This window comes from Variovorax sp. 10N432 (assembly GCF_056394465.1).
The window spans coordinates 315,608-342,010 of record NZ_JBFTHX010000004.1 but is presented as its reverse complement, the minus strand read 5'-3'; the positions used below and the strand labels follow the sequence as shown (position 1 = coordinate 342,010).

24 protein-coding genes and 1 pseudogene are annotated in these 26,403 nt (G+C 67.7%); 19 read left to right on the top strand and 6 right to left on the bottom strand.

The features are described 5' to 3' along the window. Positions 1–149: 149 nt before the first annotated feature. Positions 150–416: pseudogene (locus AC1DF3_RS07675) on the bottom strand (diaminopropionate ammonia-lyase); the annotation flags it as partial. A 312-nt stretch (positions 417–728) separates the two neighbouring features. Here AC1DF3_RS07675 and AC1DF3_RS07670 point away from each other — a divergent pair. From AC1DF3_RS07670 to AC1DF3_RS07650, 5 genes are all read left to right on the top strand, one after another. Then, positions 729–1,214, top strand: coding sequence for an Lrp/AsnC family transcriptional regulator (locus tag AC1DF3_RS07670; RefSeq protein WP_478139268.1), 486 nt, complete (start codon positions 729–731; stop codon positions 1,212–1,214). 173 nt (positions 1,215–1,387) lie between these two features. Continuing rightward, positions 1,388–2,710, top strand: a complete 1,323-nt coding sequence (locus AC1DF3_RS07665) for a C4-dicarboxylate transporter DctA (protein ID WP_286523220.1) — start codon at positions 1,388–1,390, stop codon at positions 2,708–2,710. 7 nt (positions 2,711–2,717) lie between these two features. After that, the gene (locus AC1DF3_RS07660; RefSeq protein ID WP_286536705.1) at positions 2,718–3,416 is read left to right on the top strand and encodes a GntR family transcriptional regulator; all 699 of its coding nucleotides are present in this window, start codon (positions 2,718–2,720) and stop codon (positions 3,414–3,416) included. A gap of 50 nt (positions 3,417–3,466) precedes the next feature. Continuing rightward, entirely contained in the window at positions 3,467–4,543 is a 1,077-nt protein-coding gene (locus AC1DF3_RS07655; protein WP_286536706.1) for an AI-2E family transporter, read from the top strand. Positions 4,544–4,558: 15 nt separating this feature from the next. Then, positions 4,559–6,286, top strand: coding sequence for a peptidoglycan D,D-transpeptidase FtsI family protein (locus tag AC1DF3_RS07650; protein ID WP_286536707.1), 1,728 nt, complete (start codon positions 4,559–4,561; stop codon positions 6,284–6,286). Here the strand turns inward: AC1DF3_RS07650 and AC1DF3_RS07645 are convergent. Further along, complete coding sequence (locus tag AC1DF3_RS07645; protein ID WP_478139267.1) at positions 6,243–7,181, bottom strand: LysR family transcriptional regulator; 939 nt, start codon at positions 7,179–7,181, stop codon at positions 6,243–6,245. The two genes, AC1DF3_RS07650 and AC1DF3_RS07645, sit on opposite strands and share 44 nt — an antisense overlap. Before the next feature lie 110 nt (positions 7,182–7,291). On the opposite strand from AC1DF3_RS07645, the gene gcl reads away from it, so the two are divergent. The 8 genes from gcl to AC1DF3_RS07605 all read left to right on the top strand — a co-directional run bounded on the left by gcl (position 7,292) and on the right by AC1DF3_RS07605 (position 16,775). Continuing rightward, the gene (gcl, locus tag AC1DF3_RS07640; protein ID WP_478139266.1) at positions 7,292–9,085 is read left to right on the top strand and encodes a glyoxylate carboligase; all 1,794 of its coding nucleotides are present in this window, start codon (positions 7,292–7,294) and stop codon (positions 9,083–9,085) included. Between the two features lie 76 nt (positions 9,086–9,161). Beyond that, positions 9,162–9,941: a hydroxypyruvate isomerase gene (gene hyi, locus AC1DF3_RS07635; RefSeq protein WP_286523232.1), complete on the top strand. Its 780-nt coding sequence runs from the start codon at positions 9,162–9,164 to the stop codon at positions 9,939–9,941. A 31-nt stretch (positions 9,942–9,972) separates the two neighbouring features. Next, the gene (locus tag AC1DF3_RS07630; protein ID WP_478139265.1) at positions 9,973–10,878 is read left to right on the top strand and encodes a 2-hydroxy-3-oxopropionate reductase; all 906 of its coding nucleotides are present in this window, start codon (positions 9,973–9,975) and stop codon (positions 10,876–10,878) included. A 402-nt stretch (positions 10,879–11,280) separates the two neighbouring features. Further along, entirely contained in the window at positions 11,281–13,581 is a 2,301-nt protein-coding gene (locus AC1DF3_RS07625; RefSeq protein WP_286536711.1) for an NADP-dependent malic enzyme, read from the top strand. A 193-nt stretch (positions 13,582–13,774) separates the two neighbouring features. Then, positions 13,775–14,803 carry an ABC transporter substrate-binding protein gene (locus tag AC1DF3_RS07620; RefSeq protein ID WP_286536712.1) on the top strand — a complete coding sequence of 343 codons (1,029 nt, stop codon included), beginning with the start codon at positions 13,775–13,777 and terminating at the stop codon, positions 14,801–14,803. After that, entirely contained in the window at positions 14,803–15,639 is an 837-nt protein-coding gene (locus tag AC1DF3_RS07615) for an ABC transporter ATP-binding protein (protein WP_286536713.1), read from the top strand. The genes AC1DF3_RS07620 and AC1DF3_RS07615 overlap by 1 nt, the downstream gene beginning before the upstream one ends. 7 nt (positions 15,640–15,646) lie before the next feature. After that, a complete protein-coding gene (locus AC1DF3_RS07610) occupies positions 15,647–16,417 on the top strand; it encodes an ABC transporter permease (protein WP_286369269.1) in 771 nt (256 codons plus the stop codon). 43 nt (positions 16,418–16,460) lie between these two features. Then, positions 16,461–16,775 (top strand): EthD family reductase, encoded by a 315-nt coding sequence (locus AC1DF3_RS07605; protein ID WP_286369268.1) that lies wholly within the window; start codon positions 16,461–16,463, stop codon positions 16,773–16,775. A 6-nt stretch (positions 16,776–16,781) separates the two neighbouring features. Here AC1DF3_RS07605 and AC1DF3_RS07600 read toward each other — a convergent pair whose 3' ends face one another. From AC1DF3_RS07600 to AC1DF3_RS07585, 4 genes are read right to left on the bottom strand one after another with little or no spacing between them, the layout of a single operon-like run. Further along, entirely contained in the window at positions 16,782–17,180 is a 399-nt protein-coding gene (locus AC1DF3_RS07600) for an OsmC family protein (protein WP_286536714.1), read from the bottom strand. 22 nt (positions 17,181–17,202) lie between these two features. After that, a complete protein-coding gene (locus AC1DF3_RS07595; protein ID WP_286536715.1) occupies positions 17,203–17,940 on the bottom strand; it encodes an FAD-binding oxidoreductase in 738 nt (245 codons plus the stop codon). Further along, positions 17,937–18,545, bottom strand: a complete 609-nt coding sequence (locus tag AC1DF3_RS07590) for a sulfite oxidase-like oxidoreductase (RefSeq protein ID WP_286536716.1) — start codon at positions 18,543–18,545, stop codon at positions 17,937–17,939. Before AC1DF3_RS07590 ends, AC1DF3_RS07595 begins: the two co-directional genes overlap by 4 nt. A gap of 38 nt (positions 18,546–18,583) precedes the next feature. Further along, positions 18,584–19,660 carry an aromatic ring-hydroxylating dioxygenase subunit alpha gene (locus AC1DF3_RS07585; RefSeq protein ID WP_286536717.1) on the bottom strand — a complete coding sequence of 359 codons (1,077 nt, stop codon included), beginning with the start codon at positions 19,658–19,660 and terminating at the stop codon, positions 18,584–18,586. A 271-nt stretch (positions 19,661–19,931) separates the two neighbouring features. Here AC1DF3_RS07585 and AC1DF3_RS07580 point away from each other — a divergent pair, with 271 nt between their 5' ends. The 6 genes from AC1DF3_RS07580 (at position 19,932) to AC1DF3_RS07555 (ending at position 26,401) form a co-directional block, all read left to right on the top strand. Next, on the top strand, positions 19,932–20,960 hold the full coding sequence (locus AC1DF3_RS07580) for an ABC transporter substrate-binding protein (protein ID WP_478139264.1): 1,029 nt from the start codon (positions 19,932–19,934) through the stop codon (positions 20,958–20,960). After that, positions 20,957–21,478: a nucleoside deaminase gene (locus AC1DF3_RS07575; RefSeq protein WP_286536719.1), complete on the top strand. Its 522-nt coding sequence runs from the start codon at positions 20,957–20,959 to the stop codon at positions 21,476–21,478. Before AC1DF3_RS07580 ends, AC1DF3_RS07575 begins: the two co-directional genes overlap by 4 nt. A gap of 337 nt (positions 21,479–21,815) precedes the next feature. Continuing rightward, positions 21,816–22,577 (top strand): SDR family NAD(P)-dependent oxidoreductase, encoded by a 762-nt coding sequence (locus AC1DF3_RS07570; RefSeq protein ID WP_286536720.1) that lies wholly within the window; start codon positions 21,816–21,818, stop codon positions 22,575–22,577. Then, positions 22,574–23,341, top strand: a complete 768-nt coding sequence (locus tag AC1DF3_RS07565; protein ID WP_478139263.1) for an SDR family NAD(P)-dependent oxidoreductase — start codon at positions 22,574–22,576, stop codon at positions 23,339–23,341. The genes AC1DF3_RS07570 and AC1DF3_RS07565 overlap by 4 nt, the downstream gene beginning before the upstream one ends. Positions 23,342–23,372: 31 nt before the next feature. Continuing rightward, positions 23,373–24,506 (top strand): DUF5938 domain-containing protein, encoded by a 1,134-nt coding sequence (locus tag AC1DF3_RS07560; RefSeq protein WP_478139262.1) that lies wholly within the window; start codon positions 23,373–23,375, stop codon positions 24,504–24,506. A 14-nt stretch (positions 24,507–24,520) separates the two neighbouring features. Then, the gene (locus AC1DF3_RS07555; RefSeq protein ID WP_478139261.1) at positions 24,521–26,401 is read left to right on the top strand and encodes an acyl-CoA synthetase; all 1,881 of its coding nucleotides are present in this window, start codon (positions 24,521–24,523) and stop codon (positions 26,399–26,401) included. Positions 26,402–26,403: the final 2 nt, after the last annotated feature.

The following is a 26,403-nucleotide window of genomic DNA, read 5'->3' as shown; positions in this document are numbered from 1 at the left end:
CTCCGCGCCCTCAAAGACCGAACATCAAGCAAAGCAAGAAAGGAGGAAACAGCTACAGTTATCCACAGTCGGCAACCACGATGCCGGCTCCCATCCCCGGGTCAAAGTTCAACCGGCAGGGTGGGTCAAAGTTCAACCGGCGCCGACAGCAGTACCTGCCGAACAAGCGCAATGGGTGCTCCCAGCGCCTTGAAGCTGCCCAAAGGCGAGCGCACCGACTCATCCTTGACGTGCAACGTGGCGACGCCGGCCCTCGCAGCGAGGTCGGAAAGTTCGTACAAGGGCGTCGCGCCGGCGTTGAGCCCGTCCCAGCTTGCGAGCCAGCGCCTGCTCTCGTCCGCACATTCGATGTTCATGATGGCGCGCAGGGCAGAGGGATAGGGGGCGCGGACAGCGAGGGGGTTGGAGGTCAGCATGGTGATGGTGATGTTGGGGGCAGGCGTCGCCCGGGTACAAAGCCAAAGAACGTTGAAAGGGGTCGCGGCCTTGGGGCCGCCTACGTCGCCTACGTCGTCTACGTCGTCTACGTCGTCTACGTCGTCTACGTCGTCTACGTCGTCTACGTCGTCTACGTCGTCTACGTCGTCTACGTCGTCTACGTCGTCTACGTCGTCTACGTCGTCTACGAAATAGTATTCACCGCGTCTGCGAATTTGTTCGAAAATCCCGCATAGACGTTGAAAAATATTCAACTTCAACTGCTGCTCGAAGATGCAAATGGTGGCTGCATGAGCGCAAAACTCGACAAGTACGACCTCCTGCTGTTGGCCGCGCTTCAGGACAACGGGCGAATTTCCCAAAGCGAGTTGGGAGAGCTGGTAAACCTCTCGACCGCAGCGGTCAACCGCCGCCTCAAGCTGTTGAGCGCCCAGGGAGTGATCGAGCGGTACTCGGCTTGCCTGAGCCCCAAGGCACTCGGCTATGACATCACCGTCGTGGTTGAGGTGAAGGTCGAGAATGAACGCGTCGACCTGCTCGACGAGATGCAGCGGCGATTCGTCGCTTGCCCGCAAGTACAGCAGTGCTACTACGTGGCTGGCGAATGGGACTTCATCCTTGTCTTCCTCGTCCGCTCGATGGATCAATACGTGGCCCTCACGCGCGAACTGTTCTTCAAGGCCGGCAACGTGAAGTTGTTCAATTCCCTGGTGGTCATGAATCGGGCCAAAACCGGTGCTGCGGTGGCAGTTGACGTGAGCCAGGCTGGTTTCTGAATCCATAACGGGCGAAAAGAGCGCCCTGAAGTCGGCGTCGGGATGCTCGCACGGAGGCATTGCTGCCTGCAGGCCCCGGGAATACCCTCAAACACTCCCCTTCGAATCTTGCCTACATTGCTTGTATGCAAGACAACGTGCAGCTTGCATGCAAACCTTCATGGGGAATCTTCATGCCACGTTTCGCCAAATCTCTTTTCGGTCAGGTGGTCATCGCGCTGGTGCTCGGCGTCGTGGCGGGCCTGTTCTTCCCGGACTTCGCCGTCAAGCTCAAGCCTCTGGGCGACGGCTTCATCAAGCTGATCAAGATGATCATCCCGGTGCTGGTGTTCTGCGTCGTGGTGCACGGCATCTCGGGCGCCGGCGACCTCCGGCGCGTCGGCCGCGTCGGGGTCAAGGCGCTGGTCTACTTCGAGGTGCTGACCACCGTCGCCCTGGCGCTCGGGCTGGTGCTGGCCTTCGTCTTCAAGCCCGGCGTCGGCATGAACGTCGACCCGTCCAAGCTCGACCCGGCGGCCATGAGCGCCTATGCCTCGACCGCCGACAAACTCACCAGCGGCGGCACGGTCGAATTCCTGATGAAGCTGATCCCGACCACGGTGGTCAACGCCTTCGCAACCGGCGACGTGCTGCAGGTGCTGCTGTTCGCGGTGCTGTTCGGCTGCGCGCTGACCTTGCTCGGCGAACGCGGCCGCCCGGTGGCGCAGGTGGTCGATGCGCTCTCGCTGGTGCTGTTCAAGATCATGGGCATCATCATCAAGCTGGCGCCGCTGGGCGTGCTGGGCGCCATCGCGTTCACCGTCGGGCAGTACGGCGTCGGCTCGCTCAAGCAGCTGGGCATGCTGGTGGCGCTGTTCTATGTCGCGGTGCTGTTCTTCGTCTTCGTGGTGCTCGGGCTGGTGATGCGCCTGTCGGGCTTCAGCCTTGTCAAGCTGCTGCGCTACCTGCGCGAAGAGCTCACCATCGTCTTCGCCACCACCTCCTCCGACAGCGTGCTGCCGCAGATCATGGCCAAGCTGCGCCACATGGGCATCCGCGACTCGACCGTGGGCCTGGTGATTCCGACCGGCTACTCGTTCAACCTCGACGCCTTCTCGATCTACATCACGCTGGCCGCGGTGTTCATCGCCCAGGCCACCAATACGCCGATCTCGATGGCCGACCTGCTGACCATCCTCGCGATCGCGCTGGTCACCTCCAAGGGCGCGCACGGCGTGCCGGGCTCGGCCATCGTGGTGCTGGCCGCCACCTTGCACGCGATCCCCGCGATCCCCGCCATCGGGCTGGTGCTGGTGCTGTCGGTCGACTGGTTCATGGGCATCGCCCGCGCGCTCGGCAACCTGATCGGCAACTGCGTGGCCACCGTGGCGATCGCCGCCTGGGAGGGCGACATCGACCGCGAACGGGCCCATGCGGTGCTCAACGGCACGCACTCGCCCGAAGACGAGCCCTTGGCCGATCCGGGCTCGCCGGCCGCCATCCCGGCCACCCATTGACCCGCCGATGACCGACGTCACGCCCACCCACATCGCCGAGCGCGTGGTCGAAGCCATCCTGGCGCAAAAGCTGGCACCCGGGGAGCGGCTCGGCGAGCAGGCCCTGGCCGAGAACTTCGGCGTCAGCCGGACCATGGTGCGCGAGGCGCTGATGCAATTGCAGGCGCGCGGCTTTGTCGAGGTCCAGTCGCGGCGCGGCTGGTACGTGGTCGAACCCTCGGCCGACGAGGCACGCGACGCCTTCGCCGCCCGCCGCATCGTCGAAGCCGGCATCCTGGCCGAAGCCGGCCGGCCGCTCGCCAAGGTGATCCGCAAGCTGCGCGAGCACATCGCCGACGAGCAGCGCGCCATCGCCGGCGCCGACGCCGCCACCCGCGCCTTTCTGCTGGCTGACTTCCACGTCTGCCTGGCCGACCAGATGGGCCACCGCCTGCTGTGCGACGTGCTGCGCGACCTGACCGCACGCACCACCCTGGCGGCCACCCTCTTCCAGTCGCGGCACGAAGCGGTCGAGTCCTGCGCCGAGCACGCCGCGATCGTGGCCGCGCTGGAAGCCGGCGACACGCCCCACGCCCGGCAGCTGATGCTCGACCACATCGGCAACGTCGAGCAGGCGCTGCAGGTCGAGGCCCCGCCGCAGCCCGACGCCGACGAACGCCTGCGCAGCACGCTGGCGCCGGTCGCACTGCCTCGCGGCATCCGCTGACACGCGTCGACCCTGAAACGAAGGCGGTTTCGGCTAAAGTCGATCCGGCTATGAATTCACCAGCGCTGCAGCGCGGCACCTTTCTCTTCCTGCTGGCGGTCGTCACGATCGCCTTCGGATGGATCCTCTTCCCCTTCTTCGGTGCCGTGATGTGGGGCCTCGCCCTCGCGATCCTGTTCACTCCGATCTACCGGCGGCTGCTCAAGAAGATGGGCGGCCGGCGCAACCTGGCCGCCATCACGACGCTGCTGATGGCGATGGTGGTGGTGATCATCCCCCTGGTCGCGGTCAGCCTGTCGCTGGTCGAGGAAGTGTCGCTGCTGTCGCAGAAGATCCGCTCCGGCGACATCAGCTTCTCCAGCTACTTCCAGCAGGTGGTCAACGCGATCCCGAAATGGGCGCTGAGCCTGCTCGACCGCTTCGGCCTCGGCAACGTTGAAGGCCTGATCAAGCAGGTCTCGCAGGCGGCCGCCCGGGGCAGCCAGGCGATCGCCACCCACGCCGTGGCGATCGGCCAGAACACTTTCGAATTCCTCATCAGCTTCGGCATCATGCTGTACCTGCTGTTCTTCCTGCTGCGCGACGGCGCCGAGCTGTCGAAGACGATCCGCGCCTCGCTGCCGCTGGCCAAGCCGCACACCCACTACCTGCTGAACAAGTTCACCACCGTGATCCGCGCCACCATCAAGGGCAACGTCGCGGTGGCGGCGGCGCAGGGGATCATCGGCGGCGTGACCTTCTCGCTGATGGGGCTGCAGGGCTCGCTGCTCTGGGGGGCGCTGATGGCCTTCCTGTCGCTGCTGCCGGCGGTCGGCGCGGCGCTGATCTGGGGTCCGGTGGCGATCTACTTCCTGGCCGTCGGCGCCATCGGCAAAGGCCTCGGCCTGATCTTCGTCGGTGTCTTCGTGATCGGCCTGGTCGACAACATCCTGCGGCCCCTGCTGGTCGGCAAGGACACCCAGATGCCCGACTACGTGGTGCTGATGTCGACCATCGGCGGGATCGCGCTGTTCGGCATCAACGGCTTCGTGATCGGCCCGGTGATCGCGGCGCTCTTCATGGCGGCCTGGGATCTGTTCGCCTCCTCGAACGAAGCCGACGACAACGCGCCGCCCCCATTGTCCTGACAGGGAACCCGAACCATGAATCGCAGCGGGCCCAGCCTGCGCTACGCCACCAGCCCCTTGCTGGCGAGCAAGACGCCGGCCTGGCGCAGCAAGTTCATCGTTGCCGGCATCGCGCTGGGCTTCGTCGTGCTGGCCGGCCGCGCGATCGACGTGCAGGTGATCGACAACGACTTCTTCCAGCACCAGGGCGAGGCGCGCTACGCCCGCACGCTCGAGCTGCCGGCCAGCCGCGGCCACATCCTCGACCGCAATGGACTGATCCTGGCCTCCGACGTGCCGGCGCCCAGCATCTGGGCGATTCCGGAAGACGTCGACCAGGACGACCCGGCGCTGGCGCCGAGGCTCCGGAAGCTCGCCGAACTGCTCGGCATGCCGGTGGCCGAGGTCTCGCGCAAGCTCGGCGAGGACAAGAGCTTCGTCTGGCTCAAGCGCCAGGTCGACGACGGCGTCGCCAAGCAGATCGCGGCGCTCGACATCAAGGGCATCTACCAGCGCCGCGAGTACAAGCGCCAGTACCCCGAGGGCGAGGCGGCGGCGCACGTGGCCGGCTTCACCAACGTCGAGGACGTCGGCCAGGAGGGCATCGAGCTGGCCTTCGACAAGGAACTGTCGGGCAAGGCCGGCTCGCGCCGGGTGATCAAGAACCGGCTCGGCGCGGTCGTCGAGGACCTGGGCGAGCAGGTGCCGCCGGTCGACGGCCACGATGTCCAGCTGAGCCTGGACGACCGGGTGCAGGCCGTGGCCTACGAGACCCTGCGCGACGCCGTGGTCGCCAACAAGGCCAGGGCCGGCAGCGCGGTGGTGGTCGATGCCGCCACCGGCGAGCTGCTGGCGATGGCCAACTACCCGAGCTTCGACCCCAACGACCGCCGCAAGATGACCGGCGAGCAGCTGCGCAACCGGGCCATGACCGACGTCTTCGAACCCGGCTCGACGATGAAGCCGATCACCGTGGCGACCGCGCTGCAGCTGGGCCGGATCACGCCGCAGACCGTGATCGACACCAATCCGGGCCGCATCACGGTGGCCGGCGCCACCATCCACGACGACGAGAACTTCGGCGTCCTGACCACCGAGACAGTGATCCAGAAGTCGAGCAACGTGGGCGCCACCAAGATCTCGCAGCGCATGACGCCCAAGGAGATGTGGGATTCCTACACCTCGCTCGGCTTCGGGCAGAAGCCGCAGACCCAGTTCCCGGGCGCCGTGACCGGCCGGCTGCGGCCCTGGAAGTCCTGGCGCCCGATCGAGCAGGCCACGATGTCGTACGGCTACGGCCTGTCGGCCTCGCTGTTCCAGATCGCCCATGCCTACACCGCGTTCGCCAACGGCGGCAAGGTGATCCCGATCACCATGCTCAAGACCCATGAGCCACCGGTCGGCGTGCCGGTGTTCTCGGAGCTGGTCGCGGCCCAGGTCCGCAAGATGATGCACATGGCGGCCGCGCCCGGCGGCACCGCGCCGCTGGCGCAGACCGAAGGCTATTCGGTCGGCGGCAAGACCGGCACCGCCCACAAGCAGGTCGGCAAGGGCTATGCGAGCAACAAGTACCGCGCCTGGTACACCGGCATGTCGCCGATCGACAAGCCGCGCATCATCGTCGCGGTGATGATCGACGAGCCGAGCGCCGGCAAGTACTTCGGCGGCCTGGTGGCGGCGCCGGTGTTCAGCGCCGTGGTGCAGCAGACGCTGCGGATCCTCAACGTGCTGCCCGATCTTCCGGTGGCGTCGCAGGCGCATTGAGCCACCACTGCTCGCCGAAGCGGCCCTGCAGGAAGGCGACGAAGCTCGACACCTTGCCCGGCACCAGCTTGGGCGAGGGGAACACGGCGTGGATCTCCTGCTCGGCCAGCCCATGGTCGGCCAGCACTTCGCTCACCTGGCCCGACGCCAGCGAATCGCTCGCCACGTAGCGCGGCATCAGCGCGATGCCGAGGCCGGCCCGCGCGGCGGCCAGCACGGCCGACACGTTGTTCGAGCGCATTCGGCCCGACACCGGCACCGTGACCGGCTCGCCCTTGGGCGTGTGCAGGTGCCAGACGTCGTCGCCCACCACGCTGCTGTAGATCAGCGCCACGTGGGCGCTCAGGTCCTGGGCCTTCTTCGGCGTTCCGTGGGCCCGGAGATAGGCCGGCGCCGCCACCATCACCCATGGATTCATGCCGAGGAAACGCGCGCCCAGCGAGGAATCGGCCAGCTTGCCCATGCGGATCGCCACGTCGATGCCCTGCGCCACCAGGTCGACATAGCGATCCTCGAAGCTCAGGTCGACCTGCACCTGCGGGTGCCGGGCCATGAATTCGAGCGCCAGCGGCACCACCACCCGGCGACCGAAGGCGGTCGAGGTGCCGATCCGCAGCAGGCCCTGCGCCTGCGACTGGCGCAGCTTGACGATGCTCTCGGCCTCCTCGGCCTCGCGCACGATCGACTTGCACTTCTCGTAATAGAGCGCGCCCGCTTCGGTGAGGCTGACGCCGCGGGTGTTGCGGTTCAGGAGCCGGGCCCCGAGACGGGCCTCGGTGGCCGCGACCTGCTTGGTGACGGTGGGCTGGGTGGTGTTGAACTCGCGCGCCGCCTTGGAGAAGCTGCCGGTCTCCACCACGCGCACGAACATCTCCATCGCCAGCAATCGGTCCATCCCCGGATGGTAGCCAGTTATTCCATCCAGGAATAGGCTTTATGGCCGCGGGCCGTCTTCTGCAAACCGGCCCGAATTCCTACAGTCGAGTCCAACCCAAGGAGACTCGCATGGCAAAGATGACCGCGGCCCAGGCCGCCGTGCTCGTGATGGAAAAGGAAGGCGTGACCCAGGCCTTCGGCGTTCCCGGCGCCGCCATCAATCCGCTGTATTCCGCCTTGCGCAAGCAGGGCAGCATCGCCCACATCCTCGCGCGCCACGTCGAGGGCGCCTCGCACATGGCCGAGGGCTACACCCGCGCGGTGGCCGGCAACATCGGCGTGTGCATCGGCACCTCGGGGCCGGCCGGCACCGACATGATCACGGGCCTCTACTCGGCCTGGGCCGATTCGATCCCGATCCTGTGCATCACCGGCCAGGCGCCGCGCGCCCGGCTCTACAAGGAAGATTTCCAGGCGGTCGACATCGAGTCGATCTCCAAGCCGGTCACCAAGTGGTCGGTCACGGTGCGCGAGCCGGGCCAGGTGCCGCAGGTGTTCCAGCAGGCCTTCCACCTGATGCGCTCGGGCCGCCCCGGCCCGGTGTTGATCGACCTGCCCTTCGACGTCCAGATGGCGCAGATCGAGTTCGACATCGACAGCTACGAGCCGCTTACACCCTACAAGCCGGCCGCCACGCGGGCCCAGGTCGAGAAGGCGCTGGCGATGCTGAATGCCGCCGAACGGCCCTTGATCGTCGCCGGCGGCGGCGTCATCAACGCCGACGCCAGCGACCTGCTGGTTCGCTTCGCCGAAGCCACCGGCGTGCCGGTGATCCCGACCCTGATGGCCTGGGGCGCGATCCCCGATGACCATCCGCTGATGGCCGGCATGTGCGGCCTGCAGACCAGCCACCGCTACGGCAACGCGACCATGCTGGCGTCGGACTTCGTGCTCGGCATCGGCAACCGCTGGGCCAACCGCCATACCGGCTCGGTCGAGGTCTACACCAAGGGCCGCACCTTCGTGCACGTCGACATCGAGCCGACCCAGATCGGCCGCGTCTTCACGCCCGACTTCGGCATCGTGTCGGACGCCAGGGCGGCGCTCGAACTCTTCGTGCAGGTGGCCGAGGAGATGAAGGCGAAGGGCCAGCTGCCCGACCGCGGCGAATGGGCCGGCGAGTGCCGCGGACGCAAGAAGACGATGCTGCGCAAGACCAACTTCGCCGACGTGCCGATGAAGCCGCAGCGCGTGTACCAGTGCATGAACAACAACTTCAGCCACGACACCTGCTATGTGAGCACCATCGGCCTGTCGCAGATTGCGGCGGCGCAGTTCCTGCACGTGTACAACCCGCGCCACTGGATCAATTGCGGCCAGGCCGGCCCGCTGGGCTGGACCATTCCGGCGGCGCTGGGCGTTCGCGCGGCCGACCCGACCCGCAAGATCGTCGCGCTCTCGGGCGACTACGACTTCCAGTTCATGATCGAGGAGCTGGCCGTGGGCGCGCAGTTCAAGCTGCCCTACATCCACATCGTGGTCAACAACTCCTACCTCGGGCTGATCCGCCAGTCGCAGCGCGGCTTCGAGATGGACTACTGCGTGCAGCTCGGCTTCGACAACATCAACGCGGCCGAGGATGCCGGCGTCGAGCGAAGCTATGGCGTCGACCACATGAAGGTGGTCGAGGGCCTGGGCTGCAAGGCGATCCGGGTCTACAAGCAGGAAGAGATGACGCCGGCGATCCAGCGCGCCGAGCAGCTGATGGCCGAGTTCGGCGTGCCGGTGGTGATCGAGGTGATGCTCGAGCGCGTGACCAACATCGCGATGGGCACCGAGATCGATGCCATCAACGAATTCGAGGCGCTGGCCGAGAGCGCCGAGGACGCACCGACGGCGATCGCGGCCGCGATGCTTGATTGAGACCTTGCGGGACAGACCAACAAACTGCGCAGCAGTTTTTGCTCTGTCCTCAACTGACTAAAGAGGAGACAAACACATGCCCAAGTTCGCAGCCAACCTCACGATGCTGTTCACCGAGCTGCCCTTCATGCAGCGCTTCGAGGCCGCCGCCAAGGCCGGCTTCAAGGCCGTCGAATACCTGTTCCCCTACGCCTACGAAAAGAAGGAGCTGGCCGCCGCCCTGCGCGACAACGGCCTGGCGCAGGTGCTGCACAACCTGCCGGCCGGCAACTGGGATGCGGGCGAGCGCGGCATCGGCTGCCATCCGGACCGCGTGGGCGAGTTCCGCGAAGGCGTGGCGCGCGCGATCGACTACGCCACGGCACTCGGCTGCCCGCAGGTCAACTGCCTGCTCGGCAAGCTGCCCGAAGGGGTGACGCATGCGGATGCGCGCAAGGTGGTGGTCGACAACCTGCGCTTCGCATCGAAGGAGTTGCTGGGCGCCGGCATCCGGCTGCTGATCGAGCCGATCAACACCTTCGACATCCCGGGCTTCTACCTGAACCGCACCGACCAGGCGCTGGCACTGATCGACGAGGTCGGCTCGCCCAACCTGCGGGTGCAGTACGACATCTACCACGCGCAGCGCATGGAGGGCGAACTCGGCAACACGCTGGCCCGGAACATCGCCCGGATCGGCCACATCCAGCTGGCCGACAACCCGGGGCGCGGCGAACCGGGCACGGGCGAGATCAACTACCCGTGGCTCTTCAGGCACATCGATTCGCTGGGCTATGCCGGGTGGATCGGCTGCGAATACAAGCCGCGCGGCACGACGCTCGACGGCCTCGGATGGCGCACGGCGCTGACCCAATAACCAAAGACCGAAGACAAGGACATCTCGCGACATGACGCAAACGAACGCACAAAAAATCGGCTTCATCGGCCTCGGCATCATGGGTGCGCCGATGGCGGGCCACCTGCTCGACGCCGGCCATGCGCTCTTCGTGAACACGCGCGGCGATGTGCCGCAGCCGTTCGCTTCGCGGGCCAAGGTCTGCGCGTCGGCCACCGAGGTGGCGCGGCAGGCGGACATCGTCTTCATCATGGTGCCGGACACGCCGGACGTCGAGAAGGTGCTGTTCGGCGAAGGCGGCGTGGCCGCAGGCTTGTCCAAGGGCAAGGTGGTGGTCGATTGCAGCTCGATCGATCCGATCGCGACCAAGGACTTCGCGCAGCGGATCATCGGTCTGGGCTGCGGCTACGTCGATGCGCCGGTCTCTGGCGGCGAGGTGGGCGCGAAGGCAGCAAGCCTCACGATCATGTGCGGCGGCGACGAAGGCACGTTCGGGCGCGTGCGGCCCTTGCTCGAAAAGATGGGCAAGAACATCACGCTGGTCGGCAACGTCGGCGACGGGCAGGTCTGCAAGGTGGCCAACCAGATCATCGTGGCGCTCAACATCGCGGCGGTTGGCGAGGCGCTGGTGTTCGCCTCCAAGGCCGGCGCCGATCCGGCGAAGGTGCGGCAGGCATTGATGGGCGGCTTCGCGTCGTCGCGCATCCTCGAGGTGCACGGCGAGCGCATGATCAAGCGCACCTTCGCAGCGGGGTTCCGCATCGCCTTGCACCAGAAGGATCTGAACCTGGCGCTGCAAGGGGCGCGTGCGCTGGGGGTGGCGCTGCCGCAGACTGCGAGTGCGGCGCAGTTGATGAACGCATGCTCTGCGCTGGGGTACGGGCAGGAGGACCACTCGGCACTGGTGCGGGCGCTGGAGGCGATGGCGCAGCATCCTGTGGCGCCTGACGCTGGTTGACGGACAGGGGCGGCGGTGGTGGGCGGTATGCGCCGGGCCGGCCGACGTCACCGGCCGCTTCGCGGCTGCCCTGCGCTGCTCGCGACAGGCGGGGTCCGCGCAAACTCGCTCCACTGCGTTGCGCTCAAACACGCGCGGCCCTGATCCGCCTGCCACTCCGCTGCTCGGCGGTGCCTCAACGGCCGACCCGGCGCATACCGCCCACCACCGCTGAGACGCGGGGGTTGCATCGGCGCTGGAGACGTCGCAGCTCTTTGAACACCCCCGAGCCCGGCCAGCGGCCTCCCCCAGCGACGCCCCCATCACACCCCCCACGCTTTCCCGAACCCACCCACCAAACCACCTCCGAGAGCGAACTTTGGGGTAGCCTCTACCCTGAGCCAAGACAGCAAGGAGACACCGATGGCAAACACCCTCTCCCCCGCCGAAGAAGCATTGCGAGATGCCGCGCGGGAATATCACCGATCGCCCGTCAAGGGCAAGATATCGATCTCGCCGACCAAGCCGCTGCTGAACCAGCGCGACCTGTCGTTGGCCTATTCGCCCGGCGTGGCCTATCCTTGTCTGGACATCGAGGCCGACCCCTCGCTGGCGGCGGAGTACACCTCGCGCGGCAACCTGGTGGGCGTGGTCACCAACGGCACCGCCGTGCTCGGCCTGGGCAACATCGGCCCGCTGGCCAGCAAGCCGGTGATGGAGGGCAAGGGCTGCCTGTTCAAGAAGTTCGCCGGCATCGATGTCTTCGACATCGAACTGGCCGAGAACGACCCCGACAAGCTGGTCGAGATCATCGCGGCGCTCGAGCCGACGCTGGGCGGCATCAACCTCGAGGACATCAAGGCACCCGAGTGCTTCTACATCGAGAAGAAGCTGCGCGAGCGCATGAACATCCCGGTGTTCCACGACGACCAGCACGGCACCGCGATCATCTCGGCGGCCGCGCTGCTCAACGGCCTGGAACTCGTCGGCAAGAAGATCGAGGACGTCAAGATCGCCGTCTCGGGTGCCGGCGCCGCCGCCATCGCCTGCCTCGACGTCATGGTCGGCCTGGGCGCCAAGCCGGCCAACATCTTCGCGGTCGACTCCAAGGGCCTGATCTACATCGGCCGGCCCGGCGGCTTCGACGACTCCAAGACACGCTACGCCCAGAAGGACACCGGCGACCGCACCCTGGCCGACGTCATGAAGAACGCCGACGTCTTCCTCGGCTGCTCGGCGCCCGGCGTGGTCGACCAGGACATGGTCAAGAGCATGGGCAGCCAGCCGATCATCCTGGCGCTGGCCAACCCCGAGCCCGAGATCCGGCCTGAACTGGCCAAGGCCGTGCGCCCCGACTGCATCATCGCCACCGGCCGCTCGGACTACCCGAACCAGGTCAACAACGTGCTGTGCTTCCCCTACATCTTCCGCGGCGCGCTCGATTGCGGCGCCAGCAAGATCACCGAGGAAATGAAGCTAGCCTGCGTGCGCGAGATCGCCGATCTCACCAAGGCCGACATCAGCGAGGAAGTGGCCACCGCCTACGCCGGCCAGGAACTCGCGTTCGGGCCCGACTACATCATCCCCAAGCCCTTCGACTCGCGGCTGATCCTGCGCATCGCGCCCGCGGTCGCCAAGGCGGCGCAGGCCTCGGGCGTGGCGACGCGGCCCATCGAAGACCTCGACACCTACCGCCAGCACCTGACCCGCTTCGTCTACCAGACCGGCATGTTCATGCGGCCGGTGTTCAGTGCCGCCAAGGTGGCGAGCCACAAGCGCGTGGCCTACGCCGAAGGCGAGGACGACCGCGTGCTGCGCGCCGCCCAGCTGGCGGTCGACGAGGGGCTGGCCAAGCCGATCCTGATCGGGCGCCCGGCGGTCATCGAGGCCCGCATCAAGAAGGCCGGCCTGCACATCACCCTGGGCAAGGAGGTCGAGTGCGTCGACCCCGAGGACGATCCGCGCTTTCGCACCTATTGGGAGACCTACCACCAGATCATGGGCCGGCGCGGCATCACGCCCGAGGCCTCGAAGGCCATGGTGCGGCGCTCCAACACCACCATCGCCTCGCTGATGCTGCACCTGGGCGACGCCGACGCGATGCTGTGCGGCCTGGTGGGGCGCTTCGACAGCCACCTGAAGATCCTGAACCAGGTGCTGGGCCTGAAGCGCGGCGCGCCGGGCTTCGCGACGCTCAATGCGCTCACGCTCGAGAAGTACACCCTCTTCATCGCCGACACCAACGTCCATGAAGACCCGAGCGCAGAGACCCTGGCCAACATCGCCATGATGGCCGCCGACGAGGTGCGCCGCTTCGGCCTGCCGCCCAAGGTCGCGTTCCTGTCGCATTCCAACTTCGGCTCTTCGGAACGCGCCTCGGCGCGCAAGATGCGACTGGCCCGCGACCTGTTCGCCAAGATGGCGCCCGACATCGAATGCGACGGCGAGATGCACGGCGACGCCGCCCTGTCCGAAGACGTGCGGCGTAAGGCGCTGCCCGAGACCCAGCTCACGGGCGAGGCCAACCTGCTGATCTGCCCGAACCTCGACGCCGCGAACATCCTGTTCAACGTGCTCAAGATGACTGGCGGCAACGGCGTGACCGTCGGCCCGATCCTGATGGGCGCGCAGGGCTCGGCCCATATCCTGACGCCGTCGTCGACGGTGCGCCGGGTGGTCAACATGACCGCGCTGGCGGTGGCCGACGCCAACTCGACGCGCTGATCTCCGCACCAATTTGGACGCCCCGCCGCGGTGCACGCGGCGGGGCGTTTTTTCGTGCGTTCTCCTCTGGCGGGTGGAAACCCGCAGTTACCGCATGCACCCGCATGGAGACATCGAGAGGGTTCGCACCAAGTGCGTGCCGGCACCGTTTTTGCTTGAATCCCGTGCATCCACCCTTTCATGGAATTCCTGAATGAACAAGCGCCATCTGCTCCAGACCTTCCTCGCCGCCTCCGCCCTCAGCTTCGGGCTGGGCACTGCGCATGCGCAGACGACGCCGATCAAGTTCCAGCTGGACTGGCGCTTCGAGGGACCCGGGGCCTTCTTCACGCACCCGGCCGCCAAGGGCTACTTCAAGGCCAGCGGGCTCGATGTCACGGTCGACGCCGGCAACGGCTCGGGCGGCGCGGTCACGCGGGTGGCCTCGGGCGCCTACGACATGGGCTTCGCCGACCTCGCGGCGCTGATGGAGTTCCACGCCAACAACCCCGACAGCCCGAACAAGCCGGTGGCGGTGATGATGGTCTACAACAACACGCCGGCCTCGGTCATGGCGCTCAAGAAGAGCGGCATCGCGAAGCCCACCGACCTGACGGGCAAGAAGCTCGGCGCCCCGGTGTTCGATGCCGGCCGCCGCGCCTTCCCGATCTTCGCCAAGGCCAACAACATCGGCGCGGTGAACTGGACCGCGATGGACCCGACCCTGCGCGAGACCATGCTGCTGCGCGGCGACATCGACGCCATCACGGGCTTCACGTTCACGTCGCTGCTCAACCTCGAGGCGCGCGGCGCCAAGGCGGCCGACATCGTGATCCTGCCCTACCCCGACTTCGGCGTGAAGCTCTACGGCAACGCGATCATCGCCTCGCCCAAGCTCATCAAGGAGAACCCGGCGGCCGTCAAGGCCTTCCTCTCGGCCTTCACCAAGGGCGCCAAGGACGTGATCGCCAACCCGGCGGTCGCGATCGAATCGATCAAGGCGCGCGACGGCATCGTCAACAGCGAACTCGAGACGCGCCGCCTCAAGCTCGCGATCGACACAGTGGTCAACACGCCCGACGCCCGCGCCGAGGGCTTCGGCCAGGTCAACGCCGGCCGGCTGTCGCTGATGGCGTCGCAGGTGTCGGACGCTTTCGGGACCAAGACCCGCGTGAACCCCGATGCGGTGTGGAATGGTTCGCTGCTGCCGCCCGCCGCAGAACTGAACATTCTCCGCAAGTGATGGCGGAGAACGCCAACGCGCCCTTCGTCGATTTCCAGGACGTCTGGCTCGCCTACAACGAGGAACTGCTGCGGGCCAACCACTTCGCGGTCGAGGCGATCGACCTGAAGGTCCAGCGCGGCGAGTTCATCGCCATCGTCGGGCCCTCGGGCTGCGGCAAGTCGACCTTCATGAAGCTCACGACCGGGCTTCGGATGCCCTCGATGGGCAAGATCCGGATCGATGGCCAACCGGTGACGGGGCCGCTGAAGATCTCGGGCATGGCCTTCCAGGCGCCGTCGCTGCTGCCCTGGCGCACCACGGTCGACAACGTGCTGCTGCCGCTGGAGATCGTCGAGCCCTACCGCTCGACCTTCAAGGCGAAGCGCAGGGAATACGTCGAGCGGGCCCGCAGGCTGCTGCAGAAGGTCGGCCTGGGCGGCTACGAGGACAAGTTCCCGTGGCAGCTCTCGGGCGGCATGCAGCAGCGCGCGAGCATCTGCCGGGCGCTGATCCACGAGCCCAAGATGCTGCTGCTCGACGAGCCATTCGGCGCGCTCGACGCCTTCACGCGCGAAGAGCTCTGGTGCATCCTGCGCGACCTCTGGACCGAGCAGCAGTTCAACGTGATCCTGGTGACGCACGACCTGCGCGAGTCGGTGTTCCTGGCCGACACGGTCTACGTCATGAGCAAGAGCCCGGGCCGCTTCGTAGTCAAGCGCGAGATCGACCTGCCGCGCCCGCGCGAGCTGGAACTGACCTACACCAAGGAGTTCACCGACATCGTGCACGAACTGCGCGGCCACATCGGCGCCATTCGCAGCCAGGCCATCGCCACCGCCGCGATCCCGCAATGAGCCATTCATGAAGAACAACAAGCAAATCGAACGCTGGTCGCCCTGGCTGCTGCTGGTCGCGGTCATCGTGCTGTGGCAGATCATCTGCTCGGGCTTCGGCGTCTCGGAGTTCATCTTCCCGAGCCCCTGGCGAATCTGGACCCAGTTCTGGGAGTTCAAGGAAATCATCGCCGGGCACGCCTGGCGCACCTTCTGGGTCACGATGGCGGGCTTCGGCCTGGCGATCGTGGTGGGCGTGCTGCTGGGCTTCGTGATCGGCAGTTCGCGGCTGGCCTACGCGGCGATGTACCCGCTGATGACCGCCTTCAACGCACTGCCGAAGGCGGCCTTCGTGCCGATCCTGGTGGTCTGGTTCGGCATCGGCGTCGGACCGGCGATCCTCACGGCCTTCCTGATCAGCTTCTTCCCGATCATGGTCAACATCGCGACCGGCCTGGCGACCTTGGAGCCCGAACTCGAGGACGTGCTGCGGGTGCTGGGCGCCAAGCGCTGGGACGTGCTCATGAAGATCGGCTTTCCGCGCTCGATGCCCTACTTCTTCGCCTCGCTCAAGGTGGCGATCACGCTGGCCTTCGTCGGCACCACGGTGTCGGAGATGACCGCCGCCAACGAAGGCATCGGCTACCTGCTGATTTCGGCCGGCTCGTCGATGCAGATGGGCCTGGCCTTCGCCGGCCTGATGGTGGTGGGCGCGATGGCGATGGGCATGTACGAACTGTTCAGCGCGGTCGAGAAGCACACGACGGGCTGGGCGCATCGGGGTTCGCAGGGGGAGTGAAATCCCGTAACCTTGCGGGTTCTTTTTCAGGAGAGACGAACCCATGATCAAGGTCAGCGTGATGTATCCCTTCTCCCCCGGCGCCCGGTTCGACCACGCCTACTACCGCGACAAGCACATGCCGCTGCTCGCGAACCGGATGGGCGACGCCTGCAAGTCCTACACGATCGACAAGGGGCTGGCCGGCGGTGCGCCCGGCCAGCCGCCCACCTACGTCGGCATGTGCCATGTCTTCGCCGACTCGGTGGAGTCTTTCCAGGCCGCCTTCGGGCCGCATGCGAAGGAGATCCTGGCGGACATCGCCAACTACACCGACATCCAGCCGGTGATGCAGATCAGCGAAGTGGTGGTGGGTTAGGCCCGTTCACACCAGCCGGGTCTCGATCTCGGTCTTGACCTCGGTCATCAGGCGGTGCACCGGGCACTTGCCCGCCACCCGCAGCAGTTCGGCGCGTTGCGCCTCGGTCAGTTCACCCGTGACCCGCAGCGTGCTGTCGAGGCGATAGACGCCGTGGCGCTCCTCGCTGTCGTCGCGGTCGACCGCGACCTCGATCTCCTCGATCGGCATGCCCTTGCGCCGCGCATAGATCAGCACGGTCAAGGCCTTGCAGGCCGCCAGCGAGGCATCGTAGAGGTCGTGCGGCGACGGGCCGGCATCGGCGCCGCCGCCGTCGGGCGAGGCGTCGACCGGGATCTCGTGGGCGCGGATCTTGAGGATGTGGCGGGTGCCTGTGACGCCGTCGCGCCGGACCGTGAGGGTCATTCGAATTGCTCCTGATTGAAATTCATTCAGCGCCACCATAGCGCTCGGTGCGGATCATGCCCGCTGCGAGCGCGGCATCGGCCAGCCCCCGGGTCACGCCCTCGACGAAGCGGTTCGAGCCGCACACGAAGACGTGGCGCGGCACATGGCCCCAACGCGCGATCAGTTCCCTCAGCGCGGGTGCATCGAGCCGCTGCGTCCGATCGGAGGGGCGGTGGCCGGGACTGCGCGTGATCGCGGCGACGAAGCGGAAATCAGCGCGGCTCGCTTCGAGTCGCTCCAGCTCTTCGCCGAAGGGCAGTTCGTCCCAGGTGCGAGCCGAACAGACCAGCATCAATGGCAGGGCGGCCGCAGTGCGCGCCCAGTCGCGCACCATCGCCATCAGCGGCGCGATGCCCGAGCCGCCCGCCACCAGCAGCACGGGCCCGCCGTCCCCGGCGCGCCAGATGAAATGGCCGCCCAGCGGACCGCGCACCTCGATGGCGTCGCCGGCTTGGGCGATGTCGTGGAAATACGGCGAGACCTCGCCATCGTCGAGCTTCTCGATGATGAGCTCGAACGGCCGTCCGGGCGCCGAGGCGATCGAATAGCTGCGCTGGGCCGCGTAGCCGTCGGGCGCGGTCAGGCGCACATCGAGATGCTGACCCGCCACATGCCGCGCCAGGTCCGCCTTCAGCACCACGCTGACGATGCGCGGCGTCAGCGGCGCGATGCGCTCGATCACTGCCTCCTGCCAGCGCGTGGGCCCCTGCGCGCTCACGGATCGTCCGAGTAGCGCTGCTGCTTCCACGGATCGCCGTACATGTGGTAGCCGCGCAGCTCCCAGAAGCCGGCCTCGTCGCGCGCCGTGAAGCGCAGGCCCTTGAGCCACTTGGCGCTCTTCCAGAAGTACAGGTGCGGCACCAGCAGCCGGGCCGGCCCGCCGTGCTCGGCCGTCAGCGGCTGGCCGTCGAAATGGGTCGCCACCATCGCGCGCCCGCCGACCAGGTCGGCCACCGGCACGTTGGTGTCGTAGTCGTCGTGCGAGAGCGCCAGCAAGAAAGCACTGGGCGGCGCGACGCCCGCGGCGGCCAGCAAATCGTCGATGCTCACGCCCTCCCACCGGGTGTCGAACTTGGACCAGGTCGTGACGCAGTGGATGTCGCCCTGCCACTGCGTGCGCGGCAGCGCTGCGAACTCGGCCCAGTTCCAGCTCGCGAGCGGACGCGGACCCTGGCTCAGCGTGAAGCGCCAGGCCGCGAGATCGATCTCCGGCGTCGGCCCCTTGGCCAGCACCGGAAAGTCGTCGGTCTCGAACTGGCCGGGCGGCAGGCGGCGGGCAAAGGCAGCGGTCGGACGTCGTCCTGTGAATCCACGCGTGACCATCGGCACTCCTTCGATTGGAGCGCCATGGTAGCGCCGCTTCAGGCGGCTTGCTGCAGCGGCACGACGCGCATGCCGCGATGCACCTCGACCTCGCCGTGTTTCGCCAGCAGCTGCATCAGGTGCTTGCGGATCAGCATGCCCGGGCGGTCCGACTCCATCGAATACTCGACGCCGCGCCGGCGCGTGTCGACCAGCGCATCGGGGTCGGTCGACTCGAGGATGTCCTTGTCCTCGCGCGTGATCTCCTCGTCGAAGTCGATCAGCATCTGCGCCGCGCAGTCGGCCTCGGTGTCGTTGCGGAACAGCCATTGGCACAGCTGCATGCGACCGTCGTCGATCGGCGTGAAGCAGTTGATGATGATGTGGCGGATGCCCGAGGGGTACTCGATGTCGAGCCGGCGCGAGAACGGCAGGAAGTAGGCGTTGCGCATGTGGCGGGTCGTGATCGGGTCGGTCACGCCGCTGATCGCATGGAACTTGACCGGGTTGACCGCCTGGATCACGGTCTCGGCGTAGAAGCCCGATTCGTTCTCGACCAATTCGTACTTGCTCGGCTTCGGACTCGCGGCGACGCCGAAGGTCGCCCGGTGCACGAAGCTGAAGTGCGAGTTGTCGAAGGAGTTCTCGAGCGCGCGCATCGGGCTGGTCTGCCACTCTTCATAGAACTGGTGGATGGTGCGAAAGCCGGGATCGTCGAACTCCGGGATCGCCGGGATCTCCGCGATCGGCTCCTCGAGCGCGACCCAGGCATAGCCGTAGCGCGCGCTGCAGTGGTAGGCGGTGGTCTTGTACTCGGGCGAGATCTTGCGGTCGGCCTCGTACTGGGGGATGCGGATCACCTGGCCGCTGCGGTCGTAGGTCCAGCCGTGGTAGCCGCACTGGATCGCGCCCTGCCCGCAGGCCTTGCCTTCGCCATCGACGCACCAGCCCTTGGACAGCTTCGCGGTGCGGTGGCAGCAGCGGTCGCGCAAGGCGGCCGGCTGGCCGTCGGCATCGAGGAACAGGACGATGTTCTCGCCGAGCAGCGTGAAGGGCTTCGGGCCCTGCTGCAGATCGGCCAGGGGCATGACGGCATGCCAGAACTTGCGGAAAACGGGTTGCTGCGTGACGAGCATGAAGAGACTCCTTCGGTTGCGTAAGGACCAACTTGAAAGAGCAATTTCCCGCCATGGGCGCTTGCGCACCAAAGCTGAACGCTTCTACTCTGCGCCGATTCTCATGCAAATTGCGGGCCCGCGGCGCTGGCATGCGTCCTGCATGTCTGCGACCAAGAGTAGAAGCGTTCAGCAGCGCACGCACCCACCGTGCGCCGCCCGGAAATTGCTCTTGAAGTGCCTCGCCGGCCCGGCGGGGTGTTCAAGACCCACGAAATCCGGAGATCACTTCATGCAACGCCGCCACTTCCTTACCTCGGGCGCCGCCTGCGCCGCTGCCCTCGCCGCCCCTGCCGTCCTCGCGCAGGTCGGCAAGCCGACGCCGCTCAAGTTCACCCTCGACTTCCGCATCAACGGCCAGACCGCGCCCTTCTTCCTGGCCGAGAGCAAGGGCTACTACAAGGACGAAGGACTCGACGTCACGATCGACACCGGGGCCGGCTCGGTAGCCTCCATCACCCGGATCGCGAGCGGCGTCTACCAGCTCGGGCTCGGCGACATCAGCTCGCTGGTCGAATTCAATGCGCAGAACCCGGGCACCCCGATGGTGCAGGCGGTCTACCAGTACTACAACCGCGCACCGTTCGTGATCATCGGGCGCAAGGACCGCGGCATCAGCGGCGACTTCAGGAGCCTTCAGGGCAAGAAGGTCGCCGCCGCGGCGGTCGAATCGACGCGCCGCGCCTGGCCGATGGTGGCGCGCAAGCAGGGCATGAAGCCCGACGCCTTCCAGTGGCAGACCACCGACTTCAGCGCCCGCGACAACGTGATGGTGCGCGGCGACGTCGATGCCGCCACCTACTTCCACGACTCCGCAGTCTCGCTGTTCGCGCGCATGAAGGCCGATGAGCTCTCGGTGCTCAAGTACGCGGACGCCGGCGTCAACCTGTACGGCAATGCGATCCTCGCCAGCAGCAACCTGATCGCCCAGAACCCGAAGGCGGTGGCGGCCTTCCTGCGGGCCACCAACCGCGCGATCGTCGAGACCTTCGCCCAGCCGGTGCCCAGCATCGCGGCGATGCGACAGCGCGAGCCGATCCTCGACCCGAAGATCGAGCTCGATCGCTGGGCCATCACGGCACAGTACGTCGGCGCGCCGGACACGCGCGGCCACGGCCTCGGCGACATCCGCAAGCTGCTGCTCGAGCAGCAGGTCGACGAAGTGGCGGAGGTGTTCGGGCTCAAGACCAGGCCGTCGGCCGACGCCATCTTCAACAGCTCGATGCTGCCGGCGCGCAATGAACGTAGCATTCAGGCATGAGCTCACTTCTTTCAGATAACTTTCCGGCCGAGCGGCAGCTCGACGAGCGCGACGGCCGCTACCTGCGCAAGGCCATCGTCTGGTCGCACGCCGGCCGCCGGCGCGGCAACCGGCCCTTCGGCGCGGTGGTGGTCTCGGCCGCCGGCGAAGTGCTGGCCGAGGCCTACTGCAACACCGCCGAGACCGGCGACGTCACGGGCCATGCCGAGGTCAACGCGGTGCGCATGCTCGGCGAGCGCAAGCTGTCGCGCGAAGAGCTGGCCGGGGCCACGATCTATTCGTCGGGCGAGCCCTGCGTGATGTGCGCGGGCGCGATCTTCTGGGCCAACATCGGCCGCGTGGTGTTCGGCATCGACGCCGAGCGGCTGCGCGTTTTTCGCGGCGAGCGCGGCGACCAGCGCGATGCCGAGCTGTCCTGCCGCGACGTGTTCCGGGCCTCGCCGCATCCGATCGAATGCATCGGCCCGGCGCTGGTCGACGAAGCCGGCGCCGCCCACGTCGGCGCCTGGAAGGCTTGAAGGCCCCCACGCTCCCCCACTGCGTGTGGGTCGCTGCCCCCCGAGGGGGCCGCAGGCCGCCTTGGGGCGGCCCGGCGCCGGCCTGAATCGCCCCCACGCTCCCCCACTGCGTGTGGGTCGCTGCCCCCCGAGGGGGYCGCAGGCCGCCTTGGGGCGGCCCGGCGCCGGCCTGACCCTGAGCACGCCCTGACGCGCGAGTGCTGCGCCGCAGCACGAAAAACCAACCTTTAGGTGGGCGGCAGGCCGCGCTCCGAGGTTTCGAATAGCGCCAGCCCCAGACGCCGCGCCGCACGAGCGCGGCCGGCGGGCCGGACTTTTGAACCCAGGAGACAAACGCATGATCGAACTGCAGGGCCGAAAGGCCCTCATCTCAGGGGCGGCGCAGGGGCTCGGGCGCGCCATCGCCGGGCTCTTCGTCGAACGCGGCGCGCAGGTGATGCTCGCCGACATCGACGAGGCGGGTGCCGCCAAAGCCGCCGACGAACTCGGGCCGATGGCCCGGTCGGTGCGGTGCGACGTCACGAAGGCGGCCGACTGGGCCCGCGCCGTCGAAGCCGCCACCGCCGCTTTCGGCGGCCTCGACACGCTGGTCAACAATGCCGGCATCGAGATCGTCAAGCCGCTGTTCGAGCAGACCGAGGAAGAAGTCGGCCGGCTCATGAACATCAACGTGATGGGCGTCTTCCTCGGCATGAAGAGCGCGCTGGGGCCGTTGGTCGCGTCGGGCAAGGGCTCGGTGGTCAACATCTCGTCGCTGGCGGGCACCAACGGCGTGCCGCTGTTCGGCTCCTATGCGGCGTCGAAGTCGGCGGTGATCCAGCTCACGCGCACCGCCGCGGCCGAACTGAAGCCGACCGGCATCCGGGTCAACGCGGTGTGCCCGGGCTTCGTCGGGACGGCGATGGTCGACCGGCTGATCCCCACCGTCGAAGCCATCGTCGGCGTGCCGTTCAGCGCGCTGGTCGCGGCCAAGCAGCTGCGGCTCGGCACGCCGCTCGAAGTGGCCGAGATGACCGCCTTCCTCGCCTCCGACGCCGCCAGCTGGACCACCGGCTCCCACTACATCCTGGACGGCGGCCTGTCTGCCGGATTGCTATGAGCAAGTTGCTGCTTCAAGACAAGGTCGCGATCGTCACCGGCGCCGGGCGCGGGCTCGGCGAGGCCATCGCGCGCGCCTACGCCGCGGAGGGCGCCAAGGTCATCGTGTCGGACATCGACGCCGAGGCGGCGCGGAAGGTCGCGGCATCGCTGCGGGGCGCCAGCGCGGTGGCCTGCGACGTGCGGGTGCCGGCGCAGGTCGAGGCGCTGGTCGCCGCGGCCACCCGGCAACACGGCCGGCTCGACATCATGGTCGCCAACGCCGGCGTCGCCATGCTCTCGCCGCTGGTCGCCACGAGCTACGAGCAATGGCGCGAGGTGACATCGGTCAACCTCGACGGCGTGTTCCTCTGCATCCGCTATGCAGCGCCGGCGCTGATCGCGGCGGGCGGCGGCGCCATCGTCACGATGGCCTCGGTCACGGCGAAGGCGGCTTGCCCGCTGATCGGCAGCTATGCGGCGGCCAAGGCCGGCGTCGTGTCGCTCACCCAGACCGCCGCCACCGAGCTGCGTGCGCACAACATCCGGGTCAACGCGATCCTGCCGGCCTTCATCGAGACCGACATGGTCAAGCCGCGCAAGAAGGAGTTCGAGCAGATGCTCGGGATCCCGGACTTCGACGCGGTCATCGCCCAGCGCCAGGGGCGCTACGGCACGCCGCAGGAGGTGGCCAACCTGGCCGTCTTCCTGGCCTCGGAGCGAGCGAGCTTCTCGAACGGCAGCCCCTTCGTGCTGGACGGCGGCGTGAGCTCGTCCCTTCTCTGAACCCATCCAACAGACCCGGGGAACCCACACCATGAGCAGCAACAAGAAGCCCGTCATCGTCTACGGCGCCAGCGGCTACACCGGCCGGCTGATCTGCGAATACCTGCGCGAGTACGGCGTGCCCTTCATCGCGGCCGGCCGCAGCGCCGAGAAGCTGGACGCGGCCATGAAGGCCAACGTGGCCGGCATCGAGACCGCGGACCATGAAGTCGTCGAGGTGGCGCACACCACCGAGGCGCTGACCAAGCTCTTCACCGGCGCCTCGGTGGTGCTGAACACCGTCGGCCCGTTCGCCCGCTTCGGCCCCGAAGTGGTGAAGGCCTGCCTGGCCGCCAAGTGCCACTACACCGACACCACCGGCGAGCAGGACTGGCTGATCACGCTCGAGGAAGAGTTCGGCGCCAAGTTCGCGCAGGCCGGGCTGCTGCTGTCGCCCGGGCTGGCGCAGATGTACACCACCGGCGAAATCGCGGCGCAGCTCTGCCTGGAGACACCGGGCCTGGACACCCTGGACATCGCGGTGTTCTGGGGCGGCAGCCCGACGATCGCGTCGACGCAGACCATCCTGGTCAATGCCGCGACGTCGAAGGCCTTCTTCCTGCACCAGAACAAGATGGTCGAGTGGCAGCCCGACGCCGGCCTCTACAGCCTGGCCATTCCCGGCCAGCACGAAATGGCGCTGGCGCTGCCCTGGGGCGGCACCTCGCATCCGGTGTGGTTCCGCAAGGACCCGCGGGTGGCCAACGTCAAGGTGCTGGGCGGCGTGTTCAACAAGCCGTTGATGCTGGGCGTGCCGCAGATCGTCGCGGCCGCGCTGAAAGCCACCGAAGGCATGAAGCCGGACGAGCGCTACGCGGCACTGGCGCAGACCGCCGCCGGCGTGATGAACAGCATGCCCCCGCGCGAGAACCCGCGCCTGAACAAGTCGGTCGACTCGGTGCACGCCACCGGGCCTCTGGGCCGCGCGCATTGCGTCATCTTCGGCAACTGCAACTACAAGCAGACCGGCCTGCTGCAGGCCCACGCCGCCTACTCGCTGCTGCAGCAGCCGCCGAAGCGGGTCGGCTTCGCATCCGGCTGCCAGGCCTTCGGACACCATGAACTGCTTGGGGTGCTGCGCAGCTTCGGACTGGTGGCCAAGCCCGAACTCACGGTCCAGGCCTGAAGCGGCCGCCGCAGATGACGAGCCTTCGGACGCCCCTGCGCAATCTGGCCGACGTCGAGGCGCTGGAGGCAGTGCCGATCGAGGCCCGCCTCGAGCGGCCGGTGTCGAGCTACGCCGCCATCGCGCGGCAAGCGGCGGCCACGCCCGGCGCACCGGCCCTGACCTTCGTGCCGACCGGCGATCCGGCGGACGGCGAAACGCGCTTCGACTACGCCACGCTGCTACAGCGCATCACGCAGGCGGCCAACGTCTTCGCGGGCCTGGGCGTGGGGCGCGGCGACGTCGTTTCGTACTTGCTGCCGAACCTGCCCGAGACGCACTTCACGCTCTGGGGCGCGGAGGCCGCGGGCATCGTGAACCCGGTCAACCCGTTCCTCGAAGTCGAGCACATGGCCGGCATCCTCAACGCCGCGGGCACCGTGGTTCTGGTGGCGCTGGGGCGGCAGGCGCAGCCCGGCATCTGGGAGAAGGTCGAGGCCCTGCGCGAGCGCGTGCCGACGCTGCGCGCCGTCCTGCGCATCGGCGGTCTCGGCCTGTGCCCGCCCTGGGCGCTGGACTTCGACGCCCTGCTGGCCCAGCAGCCGGGCGACAGGCTGCTGGGCACGCCGCCCGGGGGCGAGGACGTGGCCTCGTACTTCCACACCGGCGGCACCACCGGCACGCCCAAGCTGGCGCGCCGCACGCATTTCAACGAAGCCGCCAATGCCTGGTCGCTGACCACCGTCGCCGACATCGGCGCCGGCGACACGCTGCTGTGCGGCCTGCCGCTGTTCCACTCGAACGCGATGTTGATCACCGGGCTCGCGGCCTTCGGCGTCGGCGCACACGTGGTGCTGCTGTCGCCCGCGGGCTATCGCGACCCGCGCACCTTCGCGGCCTTCTGGCGGTCGGTCGAGCGCTATCGGGCGACCTTCTTCAGTGCGGTGCCGACGGTGCTGTCCGCCCTGCTCAACGTGCCGCGCGACGGCGCCGACATCGGCTCGCTGCGCTTCGCGATCTGCGGCGCCGCGCCGCTCGCGCCCGAGCTGTTCCAGCGCTTCGAACAAGCCACGGGCCTCAAGCTGCTCGAGGGCTACGGCATGACCGAGGCGACCTGCGTCAGCTCGATCAACCCGCGCGACGGCGAACGCGCGATCGGCTCCATCGGCCTGCGCCTGCCCTACCAGCAGATGAAGGTGGCGCAACTCGGCGCCGACGGCGAGGTCGAGCGCGAGGCCGCGGTCGACGAGATCGGCACGATTCTGCTGCGCGGCCCCTTCGTCTTCGCGGGCTACGTGAAGGACAGCGACAACCGCGGCGTCTGCCTGGCCGACGGTTGGCTCAACACCGGCGACCTCGGACGGCAGGATGCCAAGGGCTACTTCTGGCTGACCGGCCGGGCCAAGGACCTGATCATTCGCGGCGGCCACAACATCGACCCGGCCATGATCGAGGAAGGCCTGATGCGCCATCCGGCGGTCGATATCGCGGCCGCCGTGGGCAAGCCCGATGGGCACGCCGGCGAACTGCCGATGGCCTACGTGACCCTGCGCAAGGGCGCCCGGTGCGATCCGGCCGAGTTGCTCGCGCATGCGCGCAGCACGATCACCGAGCGGGCGGCGGTGCCGGTCGAGGTGGTGGTGCTCGACGCGATGCCGCTGACCGCGGTCAACAAGATCTTCAAGCCCGCGCTGCGCCAGCAGGCGATCGCGCGGGCGCTGGCCGAGGCGGTGCGCGCCGCCTGCGGCGAGGTCGAGGTGCAGGTCGCGGTCGAGCCGCATCCGAAGCACGGGCTGGAAGCCCGCATCACCGCCGCACGGCCCGGCGGCCCTGACGCCGAAGCGCGCATGCGGGCGGCGGAGGCCGGGCTGGCCGCCCTGCCGGTGCACTGGACGCTTGCCTGGCGCACCGGATGAGG

Excerpts from the sequence above, each read along its gene's own strand:
- gcl (WP_478139266.1), top strand. The coding sequence starts at position 7,292 with ATGGCAAAGATGACCGCGGCCCAGGCCGCCGTGCTCGTGATGGAAAAG.
- AC1DF3_RS07600 (WP_286536714.1), bottom strand. The coding sequence starts at position 17,180 with ATGACCCTCACGGTCCGGCGCGACGGCGTCACAGGCACCCGCCACATC.
- AC1DF3_RS07555 (WP_478139261.1), top strand. The coding sequence starts at position 24,521 with ATGACGAGCCTTCGGACGCCCCTGCGCAATCTGGCCGACGTCGAGGCG.
- AC1DF3_RS07585 (WP_286536717.1), bottom strand. The coding sequence starts at position 19,660 with ATGCTCGTCACGCAGCAACCCGTTTTCCGCAAGTTCTGGCATGCCGTC.
- AC1DF3_RS07565 (WP_478139263.1), top strand. The coding sequence starts at position 22,574 with ATGAGCAAGTTGCTGCTTCAAGACAAGGTCGCGATCGTCACCGGCGCC.
- AC1DF3_RS07650 (WP_286536707.1), top strand. The coding sequence starts at position 4,559 with ATGAATCGCAGCGGGCCCAGCCTGCGCTACGCCACCAGCCCCTTGCTG.
- AC1DF3_RS07670 (WP_478139268.1), top strand. The coding sequence starts at position 729 with ATGAGCGCAAAACTCGACAAGTACGACCTCCTGCTGTTGGCCGCGCTT.
- AC1DF3_RS07560 (WP_478139262.1), top strand. The coding sequence starts at position 23,373 with ATGAGCAGCAACAAGAAGCCCGTCATCGTCTACGGCGCCAGCGGCTAC.
- AC1DF3_RS07580 (WP_478139264.1), top strand. The coding sequence starts at position 19,932 with ATGCAACGCCGCCACTTCCTTACCTCGGGCGCCGCCTGCGCCGCTGCC.
- AC1DF3_RS07625 (WP_286536711.1), top strand. The coding sequence starts at position 11,281 with ATGGCAAACACCCTCTCCCCCGCCGAAGAAGCATTGCGAGATGCCGCG.
- AC1DF3_RS07665 (WP_286523220.1), top strand. The coding sequence starts at position 1,388 with ATGCCACGTTTCGCCAAATCTCTTTTCGGTCAGGTGGTCATCGCGCTG.
- AC1DF3_RS07620 (WP_286536712.1), top strand. The coding sequence starts at position 13,775 with ATGAACAAGCGCCATCTGCTCCAGACCTTCCTCGCCGCCTCCGCCCTC.
- AC1DF3_RS07645 (WP_478139267.1), bottom strand. The coding sequence starts at position 7,181 with ATGGACCGATTGCTGGCGATGGAGATGTTCGTGCGCGTGGTGGAGACC.
- AC1DF3_RS07590 (WP_286536716.1), bottom strand. The coding sequence starts at position 18,545 with ATGGTCACGCGTGGATTCACAGGACGACGTCCGACCGCTGCCTTTGCC.
- AC1DF3_RS07575 (WP_286536719.1), top strand. The coding sequence starts at position 20,957 with ATGAGCTCACTTCTTTCAGATAACTTTCCGGCCGAGCGGCAGCTCGAC.
- hyi (WP_286523232.1), top strand. The coding sequence starts at position 9,162 with ATGCCCAAGTTCGCAGCCAACCTCACGATGCTGTTCACCGAGCTGCCC.
- AC1DF3_RS07615 (WP_286536713.1), top strand. The coding sequence starts at position 14,803 with ATGGCGGAGAACGCCAACGCGCCCTTCGTCGATTTCCAGGACGTCTGG.
- AC1DF3_RS07660 (WP_286536705.1), top strand. The coding sequence starts at position 2,718 with ATGACCGACGTCACGCCCACCCACATCGCCGAGCGCGTGGTCGAAGCC.
- AC1DF3_RS07630 (WP_478139265.1), top strand. The coding sequence starts at position 9,973 with ATGACGCAAACGAACGCACAAAAAATCGGCTTCATCGGCCTCGGCATC.
- AC1DF3_RS07605 (WP_286369268.1), top strand. The coding sequence starts at position 16,461 with ATGATCAAGGTCAGCGTGATGTATCCCTTCTCCCCCGGCGCCCGGTTC.
- AC1DF3_RS07610 (WP_286369269.1), top strand. The coding sequence starts at position 15,647 with ATGAAGAACAACAAGCAAATCGAACGCTGGTCGCCCTGGCTGCTGCTG.
- AC1DF3_RS07570 (WP_286536720.1), top strand. The coding sequence starts at position 21,816 with ATGATCGAACTGCAGGGCCGAAAGGCCCTCATCTCAGGGGCGGCGCAG.
- AC1DF3_RS07655 (WP_286536706.1), top strand. The coding sequence starts at position 3,467 with ATGAATTCACCAGCGCTGCAGCGCGGCACCTTTCTCTTCCTGCTGGCG.